The organism is Maribacter forsetii DSM 18668, from assembly GCF_000744105.1.
Lineage (GTDB): Bacteria > Bacteroidota > Bacteroidia > Flavobacteriales > Flavobacteriaceae > Maribacter > Maribacter forsetii.
On record NZ_JQLH01000001.1, the window covers coordinates 4,080,633 to 4,104,352 of the forward strand.

Genomic DNA, 23,720 nt, shown 5'->3' on the forward strand with positions numbered 1-23,720 from the left:
AATGATTATCGATAGAATTTCTGGGCTAGTCTAGAAACAATTTATCTAAAGGCAGTCTTGTTCAAAACACTATTATCGAGTAAAAATATAGGGGTGAATGCAACAGATCATAAATTTTTTAATTAGGTATAAGATATTCTTACTTTACCTTTTTCTATTATTGATTTCCTGCATTTTTACGTTTCAGTCGCATTCGTACCACCAATCTAAATTTTTAAACTCATCTAACTACATCACCGGAAGCATCTATACCTTTTCCGATGATATTACTTCCTATTTTGGCTTAAGAGAAGAAAACAATAAGCTTGTTGAAGAAAATAAAAGACTTAGAGATAAGTTATTTAACAACTTGGTACTTTCACCGGCTCTTATAGATTCAACATCTGTAGACTACGAAGTTATAAGAGGGCGTGTAATCAATAACAGCTATGCCGATCAGCGTAACTATATTACTATCAATAAAGGTGAAAGTGATAGTATTGTTCAAGATATGGGCGTTATTACAGATAAGGGTATTCTTGGTATCGTAGAAAATACCTCAGACAACTTTTCTACAGTACAAAGTATCTTAAGCGACAAGTCTAACATTAACGCAAAAATCAAAAACTCTAATCACTTTGGTTCTTTAGTTTGGGAAAACACCACAGATTATAATGTTGTTCAATTAATCGATATACCAAGATTGGTACCCTTAACAATTGGTGACACCATTGTAACCGGAGCCATGAGTAGCATATTCCCTGAAAACATTCCTATTGGCACCATTAAAAGATTTGATTTAGACAACTCAAAAAGTTTCTATTTTATAGATGTAGAACTCTTTAATGACATGACCAATATTGGTACTATTTATATCATTAAAAATTTAAATCGTAAAGAAGTTTTAGAATTAGAAGCAGAAACAGAAGCCAATGATTAACAACACTTCATTTTTAATTGTGCTCCGATTTATTTTATTGGTACTACTGCAAGTGTTAGTATTCAATAAACTGAATTTCTTTGGCTATATAAATCCGTTGATTTATATTCTTTTCCTTTATTGGTATCCTATCAAACAAAATAGAACTACCTTTATAATTCTATGCTTTTTCTTAGGATTATGTGTAGATATTTTTTCTGACACACTTGCCATAAACGCAGCAGCTACCGTTACCATAGCTTATCTTCGACCAACCATTATGCGTTTTGTCTTTGGTGTCAATTATGAATTTCAAAGTTTTAAGTTAAACAACAGTACCAAGGCACAACAATTCACGTTTTTAGCGTTATTGATTATAATACATCATTTGGTATACTTTACGTTAGAAATTTTCAGCTTTTCAAATAGCCTGTTAATTTTACAAAAAACGATTATAGTAGGTATTGCCACATTGATTTTAGGAATGTTGTTCAGTACATTATTCAGCAGTAAAAAAGAATGAGAAAAATTCTTTTATCATCAATTATAATTGTCATCGCCATTACATTTTTGGGAAGGCTGTCCTATTTGCAAATTTTTAGTTTTTCTGCAGAGCAAGTTTTAGAGGATCCGGCAATTAAAGCTATTTATGATTATCCTGAACGCGGCTATATTTATGATCGTAACGGTCATCTTTTAGTTGGTAACGATCCCGCATATGATGTCATGGTAATCCCAAGAGAAGTTAAACCTTTAGATACTTTAGAGTTTTGTGGGTTATTAGGAATTGACAAAGAAAAATTCGTCAAAAAACTAAAAAAAGCAAGGGTATATTCTCCAAGACTACCCTCTGTACTGGTACCTCAACTATCAAAACAAGATTACGCCAAGCTACAAGAGAAAATGCGTAAATACAAAGGCTTTTATATTCAAAAGCGATCTTTGCGCTATTATGACACTCCTAGCGCGGCAAACGTTCTAGGCTACATCAGTGAAGTAAACGAAGGTGATTTAGCGGTCAATAAATACTATGTTCAAGGCGAATTAAAAGGAAGAACAGGAGTTGAACGCTATTACGAAGACCTATTAAGAGGCAGAAAAGGTGTTCAGTACATTCAGAAAGATCGATTCAACAGGGATATTGGACCATATAAAAACGGAACCATAGACACCTTACCTGAGCAAGGAAAACAAATAAGTATTACCATAGATAAAACGCTGCAGGAATATGGCGAGTTATTGATGAACGGAAAAAGAGGTGGTATTGTCGCCATTGAACCAGCAACCGGTGAAATTCTTTCTATGATTTCAGGACCAACATACGACCCAGCTTTGCTAGTAGGTCGTGAACGTTCTAAAAATTACACGAAACTCTATAACGACACTATAGCAAACCCAACTTGGGATCGTTCTATTCACGCACAACAACCACCTGGCTCACCATTTAAAACCTTAAATGCTTTAATTGCTTTACAAGAAGGTGTTCTAGATGAAAATACAACCATACAATGTTACCACGGATTTTACGTGGGCAAGAAAAAAAGAGGTTGTCACTGTGGTGGCGGTTTACGAAACTTGAACAAAGGAATATCACAATCTTGTAACGCTTACTTTGCAGGAGCGTTCAGAAAAATATATGAAAAATTTGAAACTACAGATGAAGGCATGGATGTGTGGGAAAAACACATGCGAAGCTTTGGTCTAGGTGATTATTTAGGTTACGATTTACCATTTGGACAAAAAGGACGTATACCTAGTAAAGAATACTACGACAAATGGTACGGAGATAATCGATGGAGTTCTTCTTACATTATATCTAATTCTATCGGACAAGGAGAAATATTGGCTACACCGGTGCAGTTAGCGAATATGACGGCAGCTATTGCCAATAGAGGTCATTATTTTACTCCGCATATCTTAAAGAAAATTGAAGGCAAGGATATCACCGAACCTAAATTTACAGAAGCCAAACACACTACAATTGATCCAAAACACTTTGAACCAGTAGTACAAGGTATGGCAGATGTTTATGTAAGTGGTACTGCAAGATGGTTACAAATTCCAGGTATTGAAGTGGCCGGAAAAACAGGAACCGCAGAAAATTTCACTAAAATTGATGGCGTACGTACACAATTGACAGACCACTCGGTATTTGTAGCATTCGCACCAGTTGACGATCCTAAAATTGCAATTGCGGTATATATAGAAAATGGATATTTTGGATCAAGATATGCCGGGCATATTGCTACTCTTATGATTGAAAAGTATCTGAAAGGTGAAATTACCTTAAAGACACTTGAAAAAAGAATGCTTGAAAAAACTTTAGAAGCAGAATACGCGAAACCCTACAGTGGGGAGGAGTTCAAAATTAACGAGCGTGTCTGGTAAAAGTGTTTTAAAAAGAATTGATTGGCTAAGTGTATTTATCTATTTCGCACTTGTACTTATTGGCTGGATCAATATATACTCTAGTACATTTACCGACGAGCATAGCTCTATTTTTGACTTTAGTACTTTATACGGCAAACAACTCTTTTTTATTGGGGTCAGCCTAGTTACCATAGTCTTAGTGCTCGCATTAGAAGTAAATTTTTACGAACGGTTTTCAAGTTTACTCTATCTCATATCCATGGTATCGTTACTTGGACTATTTGTTTTTGGTAAGACCATTGCAGGAGCTACCTCATGGTACGACCTTGGTTTTTTTAACCTTCAGCCTTCAGAACTTGCAAAAGTAGCTACTGCTCTTGCACTTGCTAAATATCTTAGCGACATTCAAACAGATATCAAACGAAGAAAAGATCAGTTATATGCACTTTTAATTATATTGGTACCTGCCATTTTAATTATACCACAGCCTGATCCGGGCAGCGCACTAGTATTCTTTGCAATGATTTTTGTGATTTTCAGAGAAGGTCTACCATTGTACTATTTGGTTATTCTATTAAGTCTTATTCTAGTTTTTGTCATTACACTAATGTTTGGTACCGTATGGCTTATAATAGGTTTGGCATTAACGATTATTCTATTATATACTTTAAAACGTAAGTCATTAAAAATTCCGGTAATACCGCTTAGTCTAATTAGTGTAGCTGTTATTCTATTCTCGCTTTCGGTAAATTTCGTTTTCAATAACGTATTCGAGCAACGCCATAGGGATCGCTTTGGTTTATGGTTACGTTTAGAGAAAGATCCTAAAAAACTGGAACAAATAAGAAAATCGATTGGATACAACACGTATCAATCTGAAAAGGCAATTGAATCTGGCGGATTCTTCGGAAAAGGGTTTTTAGAAGGAACACGAACAAAAGGAGATTTTGTACCTGAACAGCATACCGATTATATATTTAGTACTGTTGGTGAGGAATGGGGGTTTTTAGGAACGGCAACAGTAATTATTCTATTCACCGTATTGTTTCTGCGGTTAATTTCTTTAGCAGAACGACAAAAAAATGCTTTCGCTAGAATGTATGGATACGGAGTTATTTCAATTCTACTAATTCACTATTTCATTAACATAGGCATGGTAATCGGTATTCTACCTACTATTGGTATTCCCCTGCCCTTTTTTAGTTATGGTGGATCTGGACTCTTATTTTTTACAATTCTACTCTTTATTTTTTTAAGGTTAGATACGAATAGACTAAAGGAGAGTTTCTAAAACTTCCACCCCACCGTATTCTTACTCGCCTCAAAAGCCCTTTGTTGTTTTTCCGGTAGCTCAGGAAAGAAGTCGATTCCTGTTTCTTTTTCTATCTCATCAATTGATACTACGAAATTTCGTAAAGATGTAAACTGAGGTTTATTCGGCATTAAAAAAGATAAAGTATAAATCTTATCTCCCTTTTTACGGGCTATAATCTTATAAAAAGCATCTGGCACATCAACATCTTCCTGCCCGATCTCTTCTAGACCACTTTCTAACACTCCGCCAGTAAATATATATAAAGTTCCATATTGCTTTGCCCAGCGTCTTGTTTGCTGCTCCAAGTCGTTCCAAATACCTGCATTGAACTCTCTGTCTTGCGGACTTATATTACTTGTATAAAATGTTTCATTGTATGCTTGTAAAGAAAACCTACGATCACCGGCTGGCACTAAATGTCCACGATCATAACCTGATCCCTTATAATTTCGCCAATCGGCAGATTTAGAGGAAACAAACGGATCCTCTATAAAATACGGTCGCTTTCTATCATCATAAGTTAGATGGCTTTTACTTAGCGTATACGCTACCCACTCTGCTTGCTCATAAGGTTCATTGTACGATAATGTAAAAAACTCATGATTTACAATCTCACCCGTTGTAGACGATGGCAAGAGCTCTTTGGGGAAATCATTAGTAGTAACTTCTTCGTTGCTTTTGGAATATGTAGCGGGAGTATAAAAGTTTTCAAACAGCCAAAAACCTATAATACAGACAAGAATTAAAATACTATATAGAGATCTATTTTTTTTACGGTAAGCCATACGTCAAAATTACCTAATTTTGTAAAATATAAGGCAAATTACCGACCAATAAACCTAGTAAACAAAGTCTAAACGAAAGGAAAATTATGATGTTAACTTGGAAAGATATAATTCATTTTTCAGTGAACGGTAACCCTGAACCTGATAGACGAGTTGAAAAAACCGAACAGGAATGGAAAGAGATCTTGACACCTGAACAGTTTAGAGTTACTCGAAAAAAAGGTACTGAAGCCCCACATTCCGGCGCGCTTTGCACTGCTCACGAAGCTGGCAAATATGAATGTATTTGTTGTGGTACACCACTTTTTGATTCTACTATAAAATTCGAATCTGGTACTGGCTGGCCCAGTTTTACGCAACCTATAAAAGAAAATGCTATTAAATACCATAAAGATACTTCTTTTGGAATGGTACGAGTAGAAGTCATGTGCAATACATGTGATGCGCATTTAGGTCATATATTCCCTGACGGACCAGAACCTAGTGGATTACGTTACTGCATTAATTCGGAATCTATGCAATTAGAAAAGGAGGAATCTCATGGCTAATACTAATTTAGAAATCGCTACAGTTGGTGGTGGTTGCTTTTGGTGTACCGAAGCGGTATTTCAAGAGGTAAAGGGCATACACAAAGTAGTTTCTGGATATACTGGAGGTAAAGCTCCGGGGAGACCTACCTATAGAGAAATCTGTTCTGGTTTAACGGGACATGCAGAGGTAATTCAGGTTACTTTTGACCCTAGTATCATTTTCTATGAAGATATCTTAATTATTTTCATGACTACACATGACCCTACTTCTTTGAACAGACAGGGAGCTGATACTGGTACTCAATACCGTTCTGTTATTTATTTTCATAATGACGAACAAGAGCAAAAAGCAAAAGTAGTATTGAATGAAATGCAAGCAGTATATGAGAAGCCAATTGTAACTGAATTAAGTCCTTTAGGTATTTTCTACGATGCAGAAGAGTATCATCAAGATTATTACAAGAACAATTCTGAACAAGGATATTGCCAAGTTGTAATCAACCCAAAGTTGGCTAAACTTAGACAATTACATGCAGACAAACTTTTATCATAGATACAATTTCGGTTTATTTTTAACGCTAAAAAATAAACGAATAAAAAAGCCGCTACATGTCTTATGTAGCGGCTTTTACTTATCTAAAAACTATTTAATTCTTTACACTAGCCAATTTTCCATGCTTAATGTTATTCATTTTTAAGTCTTCTAAAACATTTACCGCTTCTTCAACATAAACATCTTTAGCTAAATTCTTATGCCATCTGTTACGTTTTTCACGCAATACAGAGTCTTTAGTAAATAACTGCTCTTCATACCCTAAAGACTTAAACGTTAGCTTAGAATCATAATCAGTCAAGGTTTTAAAGTAATTTGACTGTTCTTTATCTTTATTCTTTTCTTCTTTGTACGTATCAAAATTTAAAGAGATTTCAGTTTCATCTTGTTCAGCCTTTAACCACTTTGCATTCTCCTCAATTAATTTTATTTGTTGACTAGCTGCCATTCGCTTTTCACTATCGGCAATAGTCTTCTCATAATTAATATAACCTTCCCACGGCTTATAATCTGCAGGAGTGATTTTATCCCAACCTAAAGGGTTAGATTGATCTCTTTCTCCTAAATCAATATAGCTATATCTATCTGGTACAACAATATCACTCTTAACACCTTCTAACTGCGTAGACCCTCCGTTTATTCTATAGAACTTTTGAGTTGTAATCTTAATAGCACCTAAATCTCCATGCTCATTACTACGCAACATATTGTTCAAAGGAATAACGTTTTGTACCGTTCCTTTACCAAACGTTTGCTTGCTACCTATTACAATAGCTCTTTTATAATCTTGCATTGCAGCAGCTAAAATTTCAGAAGCAGAAGCAGATAATTCGTTTACAAGAATTACCAATGGACCATCCCACTGAATTCTTTCATCCTTATCATCATATACATCTTTACCTTTATCCTTAGATTGTACCTGAACGATTGGGCCATCTTCAATAAACAAACCTGCCATTTCAACAACAGTCTTTAAAGACCCACCACCATTATCACGTAAATCTAAGATAAGACCTTCCATGCCTTCTTCTTTTAAACGCTCTACCTCTTTGGCAACATCAGTTGCTGCATTTCTTTCGCTGTAATCATTGAAATCAACATAAAACTTTGGAAGATTGATAATTCCGAATTTCTCTTCACCCTTAATAATATTGGCAGATTTAGCGTAAGACTCTTCTAATTCAACAACATCTCTTGTTAAAGAAACAACATCTAAAGATCCATCTACTTTTCTAACAGTCAAATCTACAATAGTACCTTGGGCACCTTTTATCAATTTAATGGCATCGTCTAAACGCATACCTACAATATTGATCGGCTCTTCTCCATTCTGACCAACTTTAATGATTTCATCACCAACTTCTAATCTTTGATCTCTCCATACTGGTCCTCCAGAAATAATCTCTACAATTTTTGCCCCTTCAGATTTTTTCTGAAGTCTTGCTCCAATTCCTTCGAATTTACCTGACATACTGGTATCAAACTTTTCTTTTTCTTCTGGAGCAAAATAGAAAGTATGTGGGTCAAACTCATCTACAATCGTATTAATATATTGTACAAACCAATCTTTACGTTCTAAATCTTGAACAAAATCAAAGAATTCATCTAATGTTTTTTCAGTTGATTCTCTAGACTCTAATTCTGCCTCTTCAGGTGTATGTGCGCCATGGTCATCGTCATCATTTAATTTAACATTATCCAACACCTCTACCGTTTCGCCATTTTCATGCTTTTTAGTTGAAACAACTTCTTTCTCCATTTGAGAAATCTTAGAATCATAGTTACCTAAAGTTGCATATTTCAACTGCTTTCTCCAACGTTCTTTTAATTCTTTACGATTTGCAGCAAAAGGTTCTTCGTCATATTTAATGCTGATGCTTTCATTCTCTGAATAATCAAACGGAGTTTCAAGCACTTCTTTGTAAATACCTTTGGCATCTTCCATACGCTCCATCAATCTTTCATATACCACATTAAAGAAAGTGATATCCGTATTTTTGATTTCATCATCTATCTGATACTTATACTTCTCAAATTCAGCAATATCAGATGCTATAAAATATCTTTTGGTAGGATCAATAACGTCAATAAAATCTTCAAACACATGTACCGAAAAATCATCGTTAAGCGCTTTAGGCTCATAATGTCCTTTTTCTAACACATAGGTTATTAAATCTAACAACAATTTATCCTTGTCATCATTTTCAAAAGTCTTATTTGTAAAACTGCACGATGCTACGGCCGCGAGCATCAATAACAGTACGTAGGCTAAATTTCTTTTCATAAAATTATCTTTTACTTTCCTTTTCAATATCTCCGAATTTGAGGGTTAAAAGCAGCAACAAAAGCTACTTAAACCCCTAAGGTAAAGAAAAAACCATGCCAATTAAATCTGCTTAGGACTAATTTTTTGTTAAACGGCATTTCGGACTTATCATATTTAAAAACGTATTTTTACTACAGAAAGTATACGCTATGGAAAAACCATTGATTTTAGTTACAAATGATGACGGCATTACAGCACCTGGTTTGCGCATGCTCGTCTCTATTATGAAAAAAATTGGCGATGTAGTAGTGGTTGCGCCAGATAGTCCGCAATCTGGTATGGGACATGCTATTACATTGGACACCGCTCTTTTTTCAAAAAAGATGAAAATTGATCTCGACAATAAAAATATAGATGAATATAGCTGTAGCGGCACTCCTGCGGACTGTGTAAAACTGGCGCTTCAAGAAATACTGCCCAAAAGACCTGATATCTGTGTTAGCGGTATCAACCATGGTTCTAACTCATCTATCAACGTAATTTACTCAGGCACCATGAGCGCTGCTGTTGAAGCCGGTATAGAAGGCGTTCCCGCCATTGGATTTTCTTTATGTGACTATAGTTGGAATGCTGATTTTTCTCAAGCTCAAGATTTTATTCATGAAATTGTCACTACAGCTTTAGAAAACGGAATTCCAAAAGGCACCGTCTTGAATGTCAATATACCTAAGCTTAAAAAAGAGGAGCTTATAGGGATTAAAATCTGCAGACAGGCAAAAGCCAATTGGAAAGAGAAATTTGACAAACGCACCAACCCAATGGGAAAAGATTACTATTGGTTAACCGGTGAGTTCGAGTTATTGGATAAAGGTGAAGATACTGACGAATGGGCACTTGCCAATGGATATATTTCTGTTGTACCCACCCAATTCGATTTAACCGCCCACCACGTCATTCAAGAATTGAACACCTGGGAACTTTAGTGATTCCCCAAAAAAAAGATTAAACTATTTCGCTCAAATATTATAGATGAATACCAAAAAAGAAATTCTAATAGGTTTTATTGTAGGCATTATCGCAAACGCCATTGGTACATTATTATATATTTTAATATTCTCTGATTTGGGGATTATGGAAACTTTTGATGCCGCCGTTAGACAGGAACATGTTGGCAGTCTTTTGGCATTGGGTGCCATTCTTAACCTTGTGGCTTTTTTCGGATTTCTAAAAATTAAAAGAGATAACAGAGCTAAAGGCGTTTTAATCGCTACCATTTTAACCGCATTCGTGATTCTTTACTACAAAGTATTTTAAAATGAAGTACTACATTATTGCAGGCGAAGCTTCTGGCGATCTTCATGGCTCTAATTTAATTAAGGCTCTGAAGCAACAGGATAACAATGCAGACATTAGATGCTGGGGTGGCGATTTAATGCAGCAAGCCGGCGGAACTTTGGCCAAACACTACAAGGAATTGGCTTTCATGGGATTCATAGAAGTAATTCTAAACCTGAATGCCATTTTTAAAAATATAAAATTTTGCAAACAAGATATTGCCGCATTTAATCCTGATGCTATTATTTTCATTGATTATTCTGGATTTAATTTACGTATTGCAAAATGGGCTAAAGAACATAATTTCTTGACCAACTATTATATTTCACCTCAGATTTGGGCATCTAGAGAAGGTAGAATAGCTAAGATAAAAGCTACCGTAGACCATATGTACGTGATACTACCTTTTGAGAAGGAATTTTACGAAAAGAAACACAATTACCCGGTCAACTTTGTAGGACATCCTCTACTAGACGCCATTAATAACAGACCAGAACTAAACGAAACGCTATTTAGATCAGGTAACGGTATAGACCCGAACAAACCCATTATAGCATTACTGCCCGGTAGTCGTAAACAAGAGGTACAGAAAATGTTATCGCTTATGCTTTCTTTGACCGACGACTTTTCTGAATATGAATTTGTTATTGCAGGTGCTCCAAGTTTAGATAAAGAATTTTATGCTGCTTTTCTCACCAATGCGAATGTGAAATTCATTCAAAACAAAACTTACGATTTACTTTCCATATCAAATGCCGCCTTAGTTACCAGTGGTACAGCTACTTTAGAAACTGCTTTATTCAAAGTACCTCAGGTAGTTTGCTACAAAGCAAATTGGATCTCTTACCAAATTGCAAAACGTATTATTACTTTAGAATATATTTCTTTGGTCAACCTTATCATGAAAAAGGAAGTAGTTAAAGAATTAATACAAGATGATTTCACCAAACAGAACCTAAAAAAGGAACTGACCTTAATTTTAGATGGTGAAGCTAGACGTAAACAATTGGCTGATTATGATGAGTTAATTGCGAAATTGGGTGGATCTGGAGCTAGTGCCGAAGCCGCTTCTCTAATCATTGCAAATGCTAAAATTTCATAGGGATATTCTTTTTAAAAAATAATTCTATAATTTTGGAGTTACACGTACTACAGGGTACACTCTATTTTATGCGCATTTTACCATACTTTATTATCATTTGCTTTTTAGCCAGTTGCGGAGCCAAAAAAACGACTACTTCTGACAAGGAGCGCAAAATTTCTGTTGCTGCTGCAAATAATGCCAGAACAGGTAATGTTACCGGTGCTAAAAAAACTGAAGAACGTAGGACAGTTTCTTCAACGCATACTACAAAGGCCGATGAGATTATTAACACAGCCCTTTCATTTTCAGGTACACGATATAAATTTGGTGGAACAACCAAGAAAGGAATGGATTGCTCTGGCCTACTATATGTTTCTTTTGGTGAACATGACGTACAACTACCCAGAGTATCTTACAACATGGCAGAAGAAGGTCGCAGAGTTACCGTTAAAAATGTTGAAAAGGGCGACTTGCTATTTTTTAAAACCTCTAGAGGATCTAAACGAATAAACCATGTTGGCATGGTGGTAGGTACCGATAATGACGAAATTACATTTATTCACGCATCAACATCTCGTGGTGTTACTGTTTCCTCATTAAGAGACGGATTCTGGAACCAAGCATTCGTAAAGGCTACAAGAATATTATAGCATGAAGCTCTTAGCGTTTATTCCTATCAGATTAACGCTTTTACTCATTGTTGGCATCTTAATAGGTCATTATTTCTCCTTCAACTTATTACATACGCTTCTCTTCACTGTATTTCTATTTCTAATACTTGCCGCAATTTTCTTTTTTGAAAAAAACACAAAATCGATTTTATTCGGAGCCATTGCCGCACTTACATTTACATCATTAGGCACCTACAGTTACACTGCCGCACAACCCATAAACAATACTAATCACTTCAGTAAGCATCAAAGTAGCAATAACGAATTATGGACGCTAAAAATTAAAGAGGTTCTAAAACCTAATCAGTTTTCTACCCGCTATTTTGCCACAGTAAAAAGTATAGGCAATGAACAAGTAAGTGGTACTATACTTCTCACCATACCCAAAGATTCAGCAAGTTTAAATTTAGCTATAGATGATAAATTTATCACCTATACTAAAGCTAAAGCTATTTCGCATGCATTAATTCCGCATCAATTTGATTATAAAAAATATCTAGAAAATCTAGGTGTGTATCATAGTATACGAATAGAACACAATCAACTTGTGAAAATTAAAAATTCACAAACTACTCTTTTAGGAATCGCCGCAAGGGCAAGAAATCATATCATTGAAAAACTTGATAAAGAAAATTTCGGAGCAGATGAATTGGGAGTTATAAAAGCGCTATTACTTGGTCAGCGTTCAGATATATCAGAAGAAACATACACGAATTATCAGAAAGCGGGTGCCGTACATATTTTAGCAGTATCCGGTTTACACATTGGTATATTACTTTTAGTTATCCAATTTTTATTGAGTCCGCTAAAAAACTTCTCTAATGGTCGAACCCTAATTCTAGTTCTATCGGTTCTCTTTTTATGGGGCTTTGCCTTTATTGCAGGGTTGTCTGCCAGTATCATTCGTGCTACTACGATGTTCACCTTTGTGGCTTATGCACTATATTTAAATAGACCTAGCAACACCTTCAATATACTTGCGCTTTCCATATTATTTATTCTACTATTCATCAATCCGAATTTGTTGTTCCAAGTGGGGTTTCAGATGAGCTATGCTGCTGTTTTTGCCATACTTTGGATTTTCCCCTTACTTAAAGAACTATGGTTTCCGAAGAATAAGGTTGTACGATACTTTTGGCAATTGCTATGTGTTAGTATCGCCGCACAATTAGGTGTTCTGCCAATCAGCTTATTTTATTTTCATCAGTTTCCGGGACTTTTCTTCATTTCAAATTTAATAATTGTACCCGCTTTAGGATTGATTCTAGGTATGGGTATTTTAGTGATTGCACTTTCACTATTAAATTGGCTCCCTACTCAATTAGTATGGTTTTATAACGAAATCATTAGTTTAATGAACAGCATTATTGCTTGGGTAGCAAAACAAGAAAATTTTATTTTCAGTGCTATTTCTTTTGACTTTATTCAGCTATTATTAAGTGTATTTGTCCTGATAATGGGCGTAGAACTTTTTACAAAATTAAATTACAAACGAATAGTTTTCTTTTTACTTAGTATACTATGTTTTCAAGGTTATACCATCTTTAAGGAATATGAAGCTCATAACAAGTTGGAAGTATTAGTGATGCATCAAACGAGAAAGAGCCTAATTTTCAACAAGAGTGGAAATGACCTAACTATTCTAACAAATCCTGACAATACACCTGATTATCTTTTTTCAGATTATATCACTGCAGAACGTATAAACTCTATCCGTTATGATTCCTTAAAAAATAGCTATGCTTTCAAAGATGGATCAGTACTGATCATAGATAGCACAGGAATTTATCCGAAGTCATCATCCCATAAAATCTTATTGACACAATCGCCAAAAATCAATTTAGACAGGCTAATTGACAGTATTCAACCCAAGGAAATTATTGCAGATGGTAGTAACTACAAAAGCTACATTGAACGTTGGGAAACAACCTGTATAAAAAATAAAATCCCTTTTCACTATACTGGTGAAAAGGGAGCTTACTATTTTAAGTAAATAAAGACTAATGCACTTTACCCATTAACTTTTTAATTAACGGTGATGCTAAAAGGACAATAGCACCTGCACCTAAAGCATACTTTGCAATCAACATAAAACCATCTGTATAAACGGTTAAAGTTGCAAAACCGTTAACATCGCCATCCGTACTTTCAATAGCTAATTGTTTACCAATAAAACCAACTATCTGAAATGCAAATGCAGATGATAAAAACCAAACCCCCATTATAAAGGCGATTAATCTAGCTGGTGCCAAATCTGTCATTTTAGAAAGACCGACAGGAGACATAAACAACTCACCAACCGACAATAGGAAATACATTAACAAAAGATATGTAAAAGGAACAAAACCGCTTTCATTGGCGCTACCACCACTTAATGCTAAAACGTAAAAACTGATACCGGCAAAAAGTAATCCTAACCCAAATTTATACGGAGTTCTAGGATTCCAATTTTTCTTGCTCAACCACGTCCACATCATTGAGATAGGAATAGCCAATATTATAATGAACATGGAGTTCAGTGAATTGGTTTGTGCCGCAGACATAATACCATCCAAGTCAATATTTCTAGCTGCAAACAGTGTAATAACACTACCCGATAATTCATGGAAACCCCAGAATATAGTCATGAAAAAAGTTAGCAATACAGCTACGAATAGTTCTTTTCTCTCCTTAACATTTGCCTTGAACATCTCATATGCCAAATATGCCAATACCGCAATACCGATACCTGTAAAAATCACATTAACGATATTCTGATCTGCGAACAGCCCATCTGTAGCAATAGCTTTATAAGATGATAATAACAGTGCTATTAATGGCGCTGCCAATACAGCAAGTACAGGCACAAGAATACCTTGTTTTACACCAAGTACTTTTTTCTCCAATACATGCTCATTAGGTGGTAATCCCCTTTCTCCAAAAACATTGGTTTGTATACCTCTCCAGAACACGATCAAACCGGTTAACATACCAATACCTGCTAAGCCAAAGCCATAGTGCCATCCATAAGTTGCCGCAAGCCATCCACACAACAAAGGAGCTACCCAACCACCAATATTTATACCCATATAAAAAATGGTAAATCCTGAATCTTTTTTCGGATCGCCTTTCTCATACAAGGTACCCACAAACGTGGAAATATTTGGCTTAAAAAAACCATTACCTACAATAATCAATGATAGCGCCAAGAAAAAAGCAATGTCGTTTTCAACAGCCAGAACAAAGTGACCTATAGACATTAAAATTCCCCCTAAGAAAATGGAATTTCGCATTCCTAAAATCTTATCGGACAATTTCCCACCGATCACGGTTGATGCATATACCAAAGACCCGTAAGAGGAGTATACAGCTGCCGTGGCGTAATCTCTTTCAGCTAATGCCTTGAAGATTACATCTATCATATAAAGCGTCAGCAACGCTCGCATACCGTAGAAGCTAAAACGCTCCCACAACTCTGCAAAGAATAAATAAAATAAACCCTGCGGGTGTCCAAAAATCTGCTTTTGGTCTGAAAATTCAGTACTTTCAGTCATATAGATGTTAGTTTGATTAAAGTTTTTCTTTTATGAAATTGGTCATTTTGTTGAAAAGGTGAATTCTTGTATTTCCACCATAAATCCCGTGATTTTTATCTGGGTAGATTCCCCAATCAAATTGCTTGTCCGCTTGAATTAAAGCTTCGATCATTCTCATGGAATTCTGTACATGTACATTATCATCACCTGTACCATGTATCAACAAATAATCTCCTTCTAATAACTGCGGATAATTAAATGGCGAGTTGTCATCATAACCACTTGGATTTTCTTGCGGCGTTTGCATGTAACGTTCCGTATAGATAGTATCATAAAAAGCCCATGAAGTTACTGGAGCAACCGCAATGGCCATTTCAAATGTATCGTTACCTTTTAAAATACAGTTTGTAGACATAAAGCCACCATAGCTCCAACCCCAAATACCTGTTCTATCTGCATCTATATATGGTAATTCACTCAGTTTTTTAGCAGCGGCTATTTGGTCCTCTACCTCATATTTACCTAATTCTTTTTGTGTAACTTTCTTGAAATCCCTTCCTTTAAATCCGGTTCCCCTACCATCTACACAAGCAACTATATAGCCTTCAGCTACTAAACCTTGATGCCAATAGTCGTTAGCGCTCATCCAGCTGTTGCTCACATTTTGTGAACCAGGACCACTGTACTGATACATAAACAACGGATATTTTTTTGAAGGGTCAAAATCTTTTGGTTTGATTATGTACATATTAAGATCATTGCCATTTATAGAAATAGTAGAGAACTCTTTAGGGCTAACAGCATAACCTTCTAATCTCTTCAATAATTGACTATTGTCTTTTATATCTTTTACTTTCTTACCGTTAATGGCTTGATGCAATGTGTATACCGGCGGAGTATCTGCACTTGAAAACGTATTAATAAAATAGGTGAAATCTGTGCTAAAAGAAGCGTTGTTCGTTCCTTTACTTACTGCCAAGCCTTTTTTATCATCACCTCCGCTGCTAATATTGTAAACCCCACGGTTAATAGAACCGTTTTCTGTAGATTGGTAGTATATTTTATCTTCGTTTTGGTCGTAACCATAGTACTTGGTCACTTCCCAATCGCCTTTTGTAATTTGGTTCATTAAACTACCGTCTTCCCCATATAAGTAGATATGGTTATAACCATCTTTTTCACTTGTCCAGATAAAGCTATCATCTTCTAAAAAAGTTAAATTATCGGTAACGTCTACATAAGCGTCATCCTTTTCTACCAACAATACAGAAACTTCGCCTTTTTTAGCATTGACCGTATACATTGTTAATTGATCTTGATGTCTGTTCAGGGTCTGAACACTTAAATAATCTTTATGATTTTTCCATTTAATTCTTGGTACGTAATAAGCATCTTTTAAGTCAACCGAAGTAATTGCCCCACTTGCAACGTCTAATAAATGCAATGTAACTATAGAATTGTTCTCACCTGCTTTTGGATATTTAAATACGTGTGGCTGTTGATACAACCCTGTGCCATATACGTCCATGGAAAATTCTGGAACATTGGTTTCATCAAAACGTAAAAAAGCTATTTTAGAACCATCTGCATTCCATTCAAAAGCACGAACAAATGCAAATTCTTCTTCATACACCCAATCGGTAACACCATTGATTATTTTATTATTTACTCCATCTTCAGTAACCTGTTTAGTTTTACCCGTGGAAAGATCAAAAATATAAATGTTATTGCTTTTTACATACGCAACTTTACTACCATCTGGAGATAATAATGGTTCTTGAATTTTGTCATCACTAACTTTTACTACCTCTTTTGTAGCAATATCGTAGACATAATATATACCAAGTTTCGATCTTCTGAATATTGGCTCTACTTCCGTAGACAATAGCATCTGTTTTTCATCTGAACTAAAGTCATATGAAGAGAAGGAAGTAATGTCAGCTAAATCTGCAGACGAAACTACGGTACCTACTTTTTCTAATGTTTTATAATCATATTTGTCAACCGTAGTAATTTGGCTGAATCTGTTTGTATTAAGAACCGTGTACTGGGTGCCGTTCTTCATGGATCTAAGAGCATCCATTCCTTCTGTTCTAAAAGTTCCTTGATAAATATCTGAAACTTGTATTGTTTTCTCCTGTGCCCAAGTAAATACGCTGAATGAAAGTAAAATCAACGCAATTAAGTGTGTTTTTCGCATATATAAGTGAATTTTGTTAAATCTCTCAAGTTTACCACAATTTCCTCAAAAAAACACGCTTTAGAGTAAAAAAGAAAGTGCTTTTAACGCTTTGACCATTTAAAAAAGATTATTGCCAATATGCGTATCTTTACCACTGTTACAATGTGCTGTATTTTTCATGATCTTCACATGTACACAACATTGAATATTAGTAGAAAGTTATACCTAAATGACCAAACCGATAAGTGGTTTTTCCAAACTAACGAAAGAGGAAAAAATAGATTGGGTTACAGCGAATTTCACGCAAAACGCAGCCCAATCAAAGAAAATACTGCAAACATATTGGAACCAAGATACAAGTGTTCAGCAATTGCATGATGAGTTTATTGAAAACACCATCACAAACTTATACGTACCACAAGGCATTGCACCCAATTTTTTAATCAATGATACGCTATACGCCATACCTATGGCCATAGAGGAGAGTTCTGTAATTGCAGCAGCAAGTAAAGCTGCTAAATTCTGGTTAAAACGAGGCGGATTCAAAGCAGAAATATTAGGCACTGAAAAAGTAGGTCAAGTCCATTTCATCTTCAAAGGGGATACCAAAAAACTAGACTCGTTTTTTACGTACTTAAAACCTCTTTTACTAGCAGAAAGTGCATCTTTGACTACTAGCATGGAAAAAAGGGGTGGTGGTATCACAGACATCGTTCTAAAGGATAAAACCGATGAGCTGGACCACTATTTTCAATTGCACGCTACTTTTGAAACCAAGGATGCCATGGGCGCTAATTTCATTAACAGTTGTTTGGAGCAATTTGCTACAACCTTAAAAAAAGAAGCCGCCCAGTTTAATGCATTTTCTACAAAAGAAAAAGATGTAGAAATAGTAATGAGCATACTTTCTAACTATGTTCCCAACTGTACTGTTAGAGCAGAAGTTAGTTGCCCAGTAGAAGATTTAAATCTATCGGCAGAATTGACTCCGCACCACACTGCAGAAAAAATAATACAGGCCATCAAAATTGCCCAAGTGGAACCGTATCGTGCGGTGACACACAATAAAGGTATTATGAACGGTATTGACGCAGTAGTACTTGCTACGGGAAACGACTTTAGAGCCGTTGAAGCCGGTGTACATGCATATGCTTGTAAAGACGGACAGTATAGAAGCTTAACCAATGCGAAAATTGAAGACGGAATTTTTAAATTTTGGATAGAGTTACCTTTAGCATTAGGAACCGTTGGCGGACTTACGAATTTGCATCCTCTTGTGAAGCTAAATCTAGAAATGTTGCAGCGACCATCGGCCAAAGAACTCATGCAAATAGTTGCCGTTGCGGGATTAGCCCAGAATTTTGCCGCAGTAAGCTCTTTGGTTACTACAGGAATTCAAAAAGGACACATGAAAATGCATCTTTTAAATATCTTAAACCAACTTGGAGCCAACGAAAATGAAAAAGCCACCTTGGTGGAACATTTTAAAACCAACCCGGTTAGCCACCACGCCGTGGAAAGTCAATTAAGTATTATTAGAAAGTAAATCTTTAAGCTATGACGAAGGAATTTTACAGCAACGGAAAATTACTATTGACAGGTGAATATGCCATTCTTGATGGCGCAAAAGGATTAGCATTACCAACGAAATTTGGACAATCATTAAAACTTAGAAATAAGAATACGGAGACAATTCACTGGTTTGGCGTTGATGAAAATGACGATACGTGGTTTTATGCCGAATTTTCTAAATCAGATTTTAAAACCGTTACAACCACTGACGAAGCTACATCCGATCGATTAAAGCAAATATTGATAGAAACTAAAAAGCTTAATCCTGAATTCTTATCCAAGATTAAAGAAAACAGTATAATTGAGACTAAAGTTACCTTCCCTATGACCTGGGGACTGGGTACCTCTTCTACCTTAATAGCCAATATGTCAACTTGGGCAGGCGTTAATCCTTATCAATTATTAGAGTCCACTTTTGGTGGTAGCGGATATGATATTGCATGCGCAACGCATAACTCTGCTATTACCTATCAAAGAAATAACTTTGAACCAATAGTTGATGAAGTTCATTTTAACCCATCTTTTAAAGACGAGCTGTTCTTTGTTTATTTAAACCAGAAAAAGAACAGTAGAGATGCCATTAATAGCTATAGAAGTTTAAATTTTGATAAAGAGGCTTTCATAACTAAGATAGACGCTATAACAGATAATATTCAAAAGTGTACTGACATAACCGAGTTTGAGGATTTATTGAACGAGCACGAGGCTATTTTATCAAAAACACTTCAAATTCCTACTATCAAAGATTCGCTTTTCACTGATTACCCTAGAACTATTAAAAGTTTAGGAGCTTGGGGCGGAGATTTTGTTCTTGCCACAGGAACAGAAGATGACATGGTATACTTTAAGAATAAAGGTTACGAAACGATACTTCCCTACTCAAAAATGATATTATAAAAAAAGAGCATCCCAAAATGGACGCTCTTTTTTTTATATAAATCCAAAGATACTACTAGTAGAACGTAGCTCTTTTATCTTCAATTTCAGAACCGTCTTTCAACGCATTGTATACCGCAGTATTAACACGACTAGCCGCTCCTGTTTTCAAAGCATTAGCATATACACTGTAGTTATCTAATTTAGGTGCTTCTGTTTTCTTCACGATTTCAATTTTAAAAACACCAGTGTTTCCTTGAATCAACCCTGAAGTTGCTCCAGCAGCCATTCCGTAAGCAGTACCTACTACAACCGGCTCGCTACCAGCACCAGGAATAGTTGGTGATTTAACAGTAAGCGCAGAAGCATTAGAAACGCTAACACCGTTATCAGATGCTATAGCACTCATATCTTTACCCTTGTTAGCTGCGATAATCTGTGCAGCCTTACGTTCTTTACGTATTTTTGGTAAAACAAGTACAGAAGCATCCTCTGCACTCATTACACCCTCCGCATAACTGCCCGTTAATTGAACAACAGCATAACCGTTGTTAATGTTGAATCTCTTTACATCACCAACTTCTGTATCAGCATTAAATGCCCACTGTACAATATTTCTTTGGTTTGTTAAACCTGGCAAGTTTTCATCCAAAGCTTTTATTTTATTTACAGGACGAACAACGTATACATCTTTCTTTGCAATGGTAGAAAAGGCACTTTCGTCTTCTGTAGTTTCCATTTCAAATTTAGTAGCACTGGTAAACAATGTATTGATTGTTTCTTCTGAAGGAACTATCTCTCTATCTACAGTTGCTATTTGAACCACATCTTCTTTATCGTCAATTTTAATAACGTGAAATCCAAAATCGGTTTCGACCATACCAATTGAACCTTCTGAGTTACCAAAAGCGAAGTCGTTAAAAGCAGGTACCATTACCCCTCTTTGAAAGTAACCTAAGTCTCCACCGTTTGGCGCAGATGGCCCATCTGAGTTATCTCTCGCCAATGTAGAAAATACAACTCCGGATTTTTTAGCCTCTCTCAATAATTCTTTTGCTTTAACCTCTGCCTCTTCTTTTGTTCTAGTTACCGCTGGGTTAGCTCTTGTAGCACCTGTGTAAGCTAATAAAATATGACTCGCTTTCACAGAACCATTTGGCTTTCTGGCGATCATTTTAGAAATCTTGTATGAATCACCGTCTTTATAAGGACCGTAGATTTGACCTACGTTTAAACTCATTAAGGTATCCGCAACACTAGAAGGCAAGTTTTTCTTCGCCTTGTATATTGTATCAAATTTAGTATCTGAATATCTATCTAAAAATGCAGCAACATCTGTTGTATTTCTAAATCCTCTAATAGTATCATTACGATCTGTTTGAGAATTGTACTCAATAGTATCATCTAAAAGTTTAGTGATCTCATCTTTAATTGCTGTTTGATCCGCCTCTGATGGCTTCTCTTGAAAATACACATACTGCAAATCTCTTGCAGGATCTTGCTTGTATTCATCTTTGTGCTTGCTAACATAATCAGCAATTTCACTTTTAGTAACATTGATCGTACTATCTGGAATAGAAGTGTAAGGTACTCTTACATACTTAATGTCCATTTTTTCATTCGCCAACTTATAATCTAGCTCTCCTTCTTTCAATGTAGCGCCAACACCGGCCTTTACCATATTAAAATATGTTTGCTCTTTTGCCAATTGAACGATTTCAGCTTCCGTTTGTAACCAAGCATCATATTGCGCAGGGTTGTTCACTTTCCAATCTGCAACGGTTTGTTTGAACATGTTTGCATCAAACTGACCATTTTGATCTTGAAACTGAGGATTCTGAGCATAACCGGTAGTTCTTAGAAAATCAACAATTTGATCTTGCTCTATACCAATACCCAAATCTTCAAACTGCTCCCCTAAGATGGTCTTTCTTACTTTGTTCTCCCAAACTTGGTTTACCACCTGCATTGATGATGTTGTTGGACCAACTCTGTTAGAAGCTACTTCAACTTCTTGTCTGAATTCATCAATAGAAATATCTTCTCCATTAATTTCAGCTACTGACGAGCCTACTTTTTCTCCTCCAAAATTGCTACTGGTAAAAACCCCAGAAATAACAAATGCAAAAAGTGCCAAACCTATAATCAAGATCAACACTGTTGTACGTTTCCTAATATTTTCTAATACTGCCATTCTAATTAACGTTTAAAATAATCGTTTGTGGTTATTGGGAGGCAAAACTACCATTTTTAATTGAAATAATAAAAACTAAAAAGACTCCTAATTTATTGATTGATGCACTGTTATTCCTCTTCCAAAACTTCTATTGAAATCAAATCTATTTTGGTATTGGAAACTTCTAGCACGGTAAACTTATAAGCGTCTATGGTAAGCTCTACATCTTTATCTGGAATCTCCCCTAAGGTATGCACTAAAAGACCGCCTAAGGTCTCATATTCATCCGATACAGGAAGATTTAATTTGTGATTTTCATTAATATCATCTACTTCTAATCTTGCAGAAAATAAAAAGTGACGTTCATCCACCACTTCTTCCCTTAAATCTGTACTATCGTGCTCATCTTCTATCTCACCGAAAAGCTCTTCCACAATATCTTCTACCGTTACCAAACCAGATGTACCACCATATTCATCCAATACTACCGCAATACTCTTACGTTTTTTAATCAGTACATTGAGCATATCCTGAATAAGCATTGTTTCTGGCACAAACTCTACAGGTAATAAGATACTTTTTATTGTCTTTGGCTTTTTGAACAGTTCATAAGAATGCACATAACCTATTACATCATCTACAGTATCATTATATACTAATATTTTGGAATAACCTGTCTCTGTAAATAATTTTGCCAAATTTTTAGGGGTCTCATGCATTTCAACAGCAACAATCTCTGTTCTGGGCACCATAACCTCACGTGCTTTTACAGCAGCAAACTCTAATGCATTCTGAAAAATTTGAATCTCGGTATCTACCTCATCCTCTTCTTCAATGGTTTCCATCTGCTCTGTAATATAATCACCCAATTCTAATTTACTGAATGCCAACTGAACTTCATCTCCAGATGTTCCAAACACATATTTCAATATAAAATCAGAAATCCAAATAATAAAATCGGATATAAACGAAAATAAAATGTAGAATAAAAAGGCAGGAATCGCCAATAACTTCAATAGGTTATTCGCATAAATTTGAAAGAGTACCTTAGGTAAAAATTCAGCAGTTATTAAAATAACAAAAGTAGAAATCAATGTTTGGGTCAACAGACTAAAATCTGTGATCAACAACTTCAAAAAGGCATTGTTAGGTGCAATACCAGTAAACCAGTTCATAAGCACTTCGCCCATGAAAAGACCATAAATAACCAAGGCTATATTGTTACCAATAAGCATGGTGGCAATAAATTTTGATGGTTTTTTGGTTAACCTGGTCAATACCATTGCCAAAAAGCCTTCTTGTTTTTTCTCTATTTCAATATGAATTTTGTTCGCAGAAATAAAGGCAATTTCCATTCCTGAGAAAAATGCTGAAAAAAATAAGGAAAGTATAATGATAATACCGGCTGTACCCACTATTTATTTTGATTATCCCGTTTACGTTGTTCGAATTTTTTTCTGTAGCTTCTTCTAAACAAGAACATACCTATAGATACGATAGCAAAAAATATGAAAAAATAAGCCATGCTTCTGTCCGTATTCCAATCTGTAAATATTCTGAAAATTGAAAATCCAGCTACTATTACATATAAG

19 protein-coding genes are annotated in these 23,720 nt (G+C 35.5%); 13 read left to right on the forward strand and 6 right to left on the reverse strand.

What is annotated here, in order from left to right; all coding sequences use genetic code 11:
- The first annotated feature begins 97 nt into the window (after window positions 1–97).
- From mreC to rodA, 4 genes are read left to right on the forward strand one after another with little or no spacing between them, the layout of a single operon-like run.
- The gene (gene mreC / locus P177_RS17325; RefSeq protein WP_036156796.1) at window positions 98–919 is read left to right on the forward strand and encodes a rod shape-determining protein MreC; all 822 of its coding nucleotides are present in this window, start codon (window positions 98–100) and stop codon (window positions 917–919) included.
- Complete coding sequence (mreD, locus tag P177_RS17330) at window positions 912–1,421, forward strand: rod shape-determining protein MreD (RefSeq protein ID WP_036156798.1); 510 nt, start codon at window positions 912–914, stop codon at window positions 1,419–1,421. Before mreC ends, mreD begins: the two co-directional genes overlap by 8 nt.
- Window positions 1,418–3,286, forward strand: a complete 1,869-nt coding sequence (mrdA, locus tag P177_RS17335) for a penicillin-binding protein 2 (protein ID WP_036156800.1) — start codon at window positions 1,418–1,420, stop codon at window positions 3,284–3,286. The genes mreD and mrdA overlap by 4 nt, the downstream gene beginning before the upstream one ends.
- Complete coding sequence (gene rodA, locus P177_RS17340) at window positions 3,276–4,559, forward strand: rod shape-determining protein RodA (RefSeq protein ID WP_036156802.1); 1,284 nt, start codon at window positions 3,276–3,278, stop codon at window positions 4,557–4,559. The genes mrdA and rodA overlap by 11 nt, the downstream gene beginning before the upstream one ends.
- Here the strand turns inward: rodA and P177_RS17345 are convergent.
- On the reverse strand, window positions 4,556–5,368 hold the full coding sequence (locus P177_RS17345; protein ID WP_036156804.1) for a DNA/RNA non-specific endonuclease: 813 nt from the start codon (window positions 5,366–5,368) through the stop codon (window positions 4,556–4,558). The genes rodA and P177_RS17345 overlap by 4 nt on opposite strands.
- Window positions 5,369–5,457: 89 nt before the next feature.
- Between P177_RS17345 and msrB the strand changes: the two genes are divergently transcribed.
- Together msrB and msrA are read left to right on the forward strand one after the other, a co-directional pair.
- The gene (gene msrB, locus P177_RS17350; protein ID WP_036158743.1) at window positions 5,458–5,916 is read left to right on the forward strand and encodes a peptide-methionine (R)-S-oxide reductase MsrB; all 459 of its coding nucleotides are present in this window, start codon (window positions 5,458–5,460) and stop codon (window positions 5,914–5,916) included.
- Window positions 5,909–6,451: a peptide-methionine (S)-S-oxide reductase MsrA gene (msrA, locus tag P177_RS17355; protein ID WP_036156806.1), complete on the forward strand. Its 543-nt coding sequence runs from the start codon at window positions 5,909–5,911 to the stop codon at window positions 6,449–6,451. The genes msrB and msrA overlap by 8 nt, the downstream gene beginning before the upstream one ends.
- Window positions 6,452–6,545: 94 nt before the next feature.
- On the opposite strand, the gene P177_RS17360 is transcribed toward msrA, so the two are convergent.
- Window positions 6,546–8,735 carry a carboxy terminal-processing peptidase gene (locus tag P177_RS17360; protein ID WP_036156808.1) on the reverse strand — a complete coding sequence of 730 codons (2,190 nt, stop codon included), beginning with the start codon at window positions 8,733–8,735 and terminating at the stop codon, window positions 6,546–6,548.
- Between the two features lie 191 nt (window positions 8,736–8,926).
- Between P177_RS17360 and surE the strand changes: the two genes are divergently transcribed.
- From surE to P177_RS17385, 5 genes are all read left to right on the forward strand, one after another.
- Window positions 8,927–9,700, forward strand: coding sequence for a 5'/3'-nucleotidase SurE (gene surE, locus P177_RS17365; protein ID WP_036156810.1), 774 nt, complete (start codon window positions 8,927–8,929; stop codon window positions 9,698–9,700).
- A 46-nt stretch (window positions 9,701–9,746) separates the two neighbouring features.
- Window positions 9,747–10,031, forward strand: a complete 285-nt coding sequence (locus tag P177_RS17370; RefSeq protein WP_036156812.1) for a hypothetical protein — start codon at window positions 9,747–9,749, stop codon at window positions 10,029–10,031.
- 1 nt (window position 10,032) lies between these two features.
- Window positions 10,033–11,154: a lipid-A-disaccharide synthase gene (lpxB, locus tag P177_RS17375; protein WP_036156814.1), complete on the forward strand. Its 1,122-nt coding sequence runs from the start codon at window positions 10,033–10,035 to the stop codon at window positions 11,152–11,154.
- 68 nt (window positions 11,155–11,222) lie between these two features.
- Window positions 11,223–11,786: a C40 family peptidase gene (locus P177_RS17380; RefSeq protein ID WP_036156816.1), complete on the forward strand. Its 564-nt coding sequence runs from the start codon at window positions 11,223–11,225 to the stop codon at window positions 11,784–11,786.
- A gap of 1 nt (window position 11,787) precedes the next feature.
- On the forward strand, window positions 11,788–13,800 hold the full coding sequence (locus tag P177_RS17385) for a ComEC/Rec2 family competence protein (protein WP_036156818.1): 2,013 nt from the start codon (window positions 11,788–11,790) through the stop codon (window positions 13,798–13,800).
- 7 nt (window positions 13,801–13,807) lie between these two features.
- Here the strand turns inward: P177_RS17385 and P177_RS17390 are convergent, their stop codons facing one another.
- Together P177_RS17390 and P177_RS17395 are read right to left on the reverse strand one after the other, a co-directional pair.
- Window positions 13,808–15,340, reverse strand: coding sequence for a peptide MFS transporter (locus P177_RS17390; protein ID WP_036156820.1), 1,533 nt, complete (start codon window positions 15,338–15,340; stop codon window positions 13,808–13,810).
- Window positions 15,341–15,356: 16 nt separating this feature from the next.
- Window positions 15,357–17,522 carry a S9 family peptidase gene (locus tag P177_RS17395; RefSeq protein ID WP_036156822.1) on the reverse strand — a complete coding sequence of 722 codons (2,166 nt, stop codon included), beginning with the start codon at window positions 17,520–17,522 and terminating at the stop codon, window positions 15,357–15,359.
- Between the two features lie 211 nt (window positions 17,523–17,733).
- On the opposite strand from P177_RS17395, the gene P177_RS17400 reads away from it, so the two are divergent.
- Both P177_RS17400 and P177_RS17405 read left to right on the forward strand, forming a co-directional pair.
- A complete protein-coding gene (locus P177_RS17400; RefSeq protein ID WP_036156824.1) occupies window positions 17,734–19,050 on the forward strand; it encodes a hydroxymethylglutaryl-CoA reductase, degradative in 1,317 nt (438 codons plus the stop codon).
- Window positions 19,051–19,061: 11 nt separating this feature from the next.
- Window positions 19,062–19,973 (forward strand): GYDIA family GHMP kinase, encoded by a 912-nt coding sequence (locus P177_RS17405; protein ID WP_036156826.1) that lies wholly within the window; start codon window positions 19,062–19,064, stop codon window positions 19,971–19,973.
- Window positions 19,974–20,028: 55 nt separating this feature from the next.
- Here P177_RS17405 and P177_RS17410 read toward each other — a convergent pair whose 3' ends face one another.
- Both P177_RS17410 and P177_RS17415 read right to left on the reverse strand, forming a co-directional pair.
- Window positions 20,029–22,146, reverse strand: a complete 2,118-nt coding sequence (locus P177_RS17410; protein ID WP_036156828.1) for a peptidylprolyl isomerase — start codon at window positions 22,144–22,146, stop codon at window positions 20,029–20,031.
- Between the two features lie 110 nt (window positions 22,147–22,256).
- Window positions 22,257–23,543: a hemolysin family protein gene (locus P177_RS17415; protein ID WP_036156830.1), complete on the reverse strand. Its 1,287-nt coding sequence runs from the start codon at window positions 23,541–23,543 to the stop codon at window positions 22,257–22,259.
- Window positions 23,544–23,720: the final 177 nt, after the last annotated feature.

Coding starts and splice junctions, on each gene's coding strand:
- mreC (WP_036156796.1), top strand. CDS start 98: ATGCAACAGATCATAAATTTTTTAATTAGGTATAAGATATTCTTACTT.
- mreD (WP_036156798.1), top strand. CDS start 912: ATGATTAACAACACTTCATTTTTAATTGTGCTCCGATTTATTTTATTG.
- mrdA (WP_036156800.1), top strand. CDS start 1,418: ATGAGAAAAATTCTTTTATCATCAATTATAATTGTCATCGCCATTACA.
- P177_RS17345 (WP_036156804.1), bottom strand. CDS start 5,368: ATGGCTTACCGTAAAAAAAATAGATCTCTATATAGTATTTTAATTCTT.
- msrB (WP_036158743.1), top strand. CDS start 5,458: ATGTTAACTTGGAAAGATATAATTCATTTTTCAGTGAACGGTAACCCT.
- msrA (WP_036156806.1), top strand. CDS start 5,909: ATGGCTAATACTAATTTAGAAATCGCTACAGTTGGTGGTGGTTGCTTT.
- P177_RS17360 (WP_036156808.1), bottom strand. CDS start 8,735: ATGAAAAGAAATTTAGCCTACGTACTGTTATTGATGCTCGCGGCCGTA.
- surE (WP_036156810.1), top strand. CDS start 8,927: ATGGAAAAACCATTGATTTTAGTTACAAATGATGACGGCATTACAGCA.
- P177_RS17370 (WP_036156812.1), top strand. CDS start 9,747: ATGAATACCAAAAAAGAAATTCTAATAGGTTTTATTGTAGGCATTATC.
- lpxB (WP_036156814.1), top strand. CDS start 10,033: ATGAAGTACTACATTATTGCAGGCGAAGCTTCTGGCGATCTTCATGGC.
- P177_RS17380 (WP_036156816.1), top strand. CDS start 11,223: ATGCGCATTTTACCATACTTTATTATCATTTGCTTTTTAGCCAGTTGC.
- P177_RS17385 (WP_036156818.1), top strand. CDS start 11,788: ATGAAGCTCTTAGCGTTTATTCCTATCAGATTAACGCTTTTACTCATT.
- P177_RS17390 (WP_036156820.1), bottom strand. CDS start 15,340: ATGACTGAAAGTACTGAATTTTCAGACCAAAAGCAGATTTTTGGACAC.
- P177_RS17395 (WP_036156822.1), bottom strand. CDS start 17,522: ATGCGAAAAACACACTTAATTGCGTTGATTTTACTTTCATTCAGCGTA.
- P177_RS17400 (WP_036156824.1), top strand. CDS start 17,734: ATGACCAAACCGATAAGTGGTTTTTCCAAACTAACGAAAGAGGAAAAA.
- P177_RS17405 (WP_036156826.1), top strand. CDS start 19,062: ATGACGAAGGAATTTTACAGCAACGGAAAATTACTATTGACAGGTGAA.
- P177_RS17410 (WP_036156828.1), bottom strand. CDS start 22,146: ATGGCAGTATTAGAAAATATTAGGAAACGTACAACAGTGTTGATCTTG.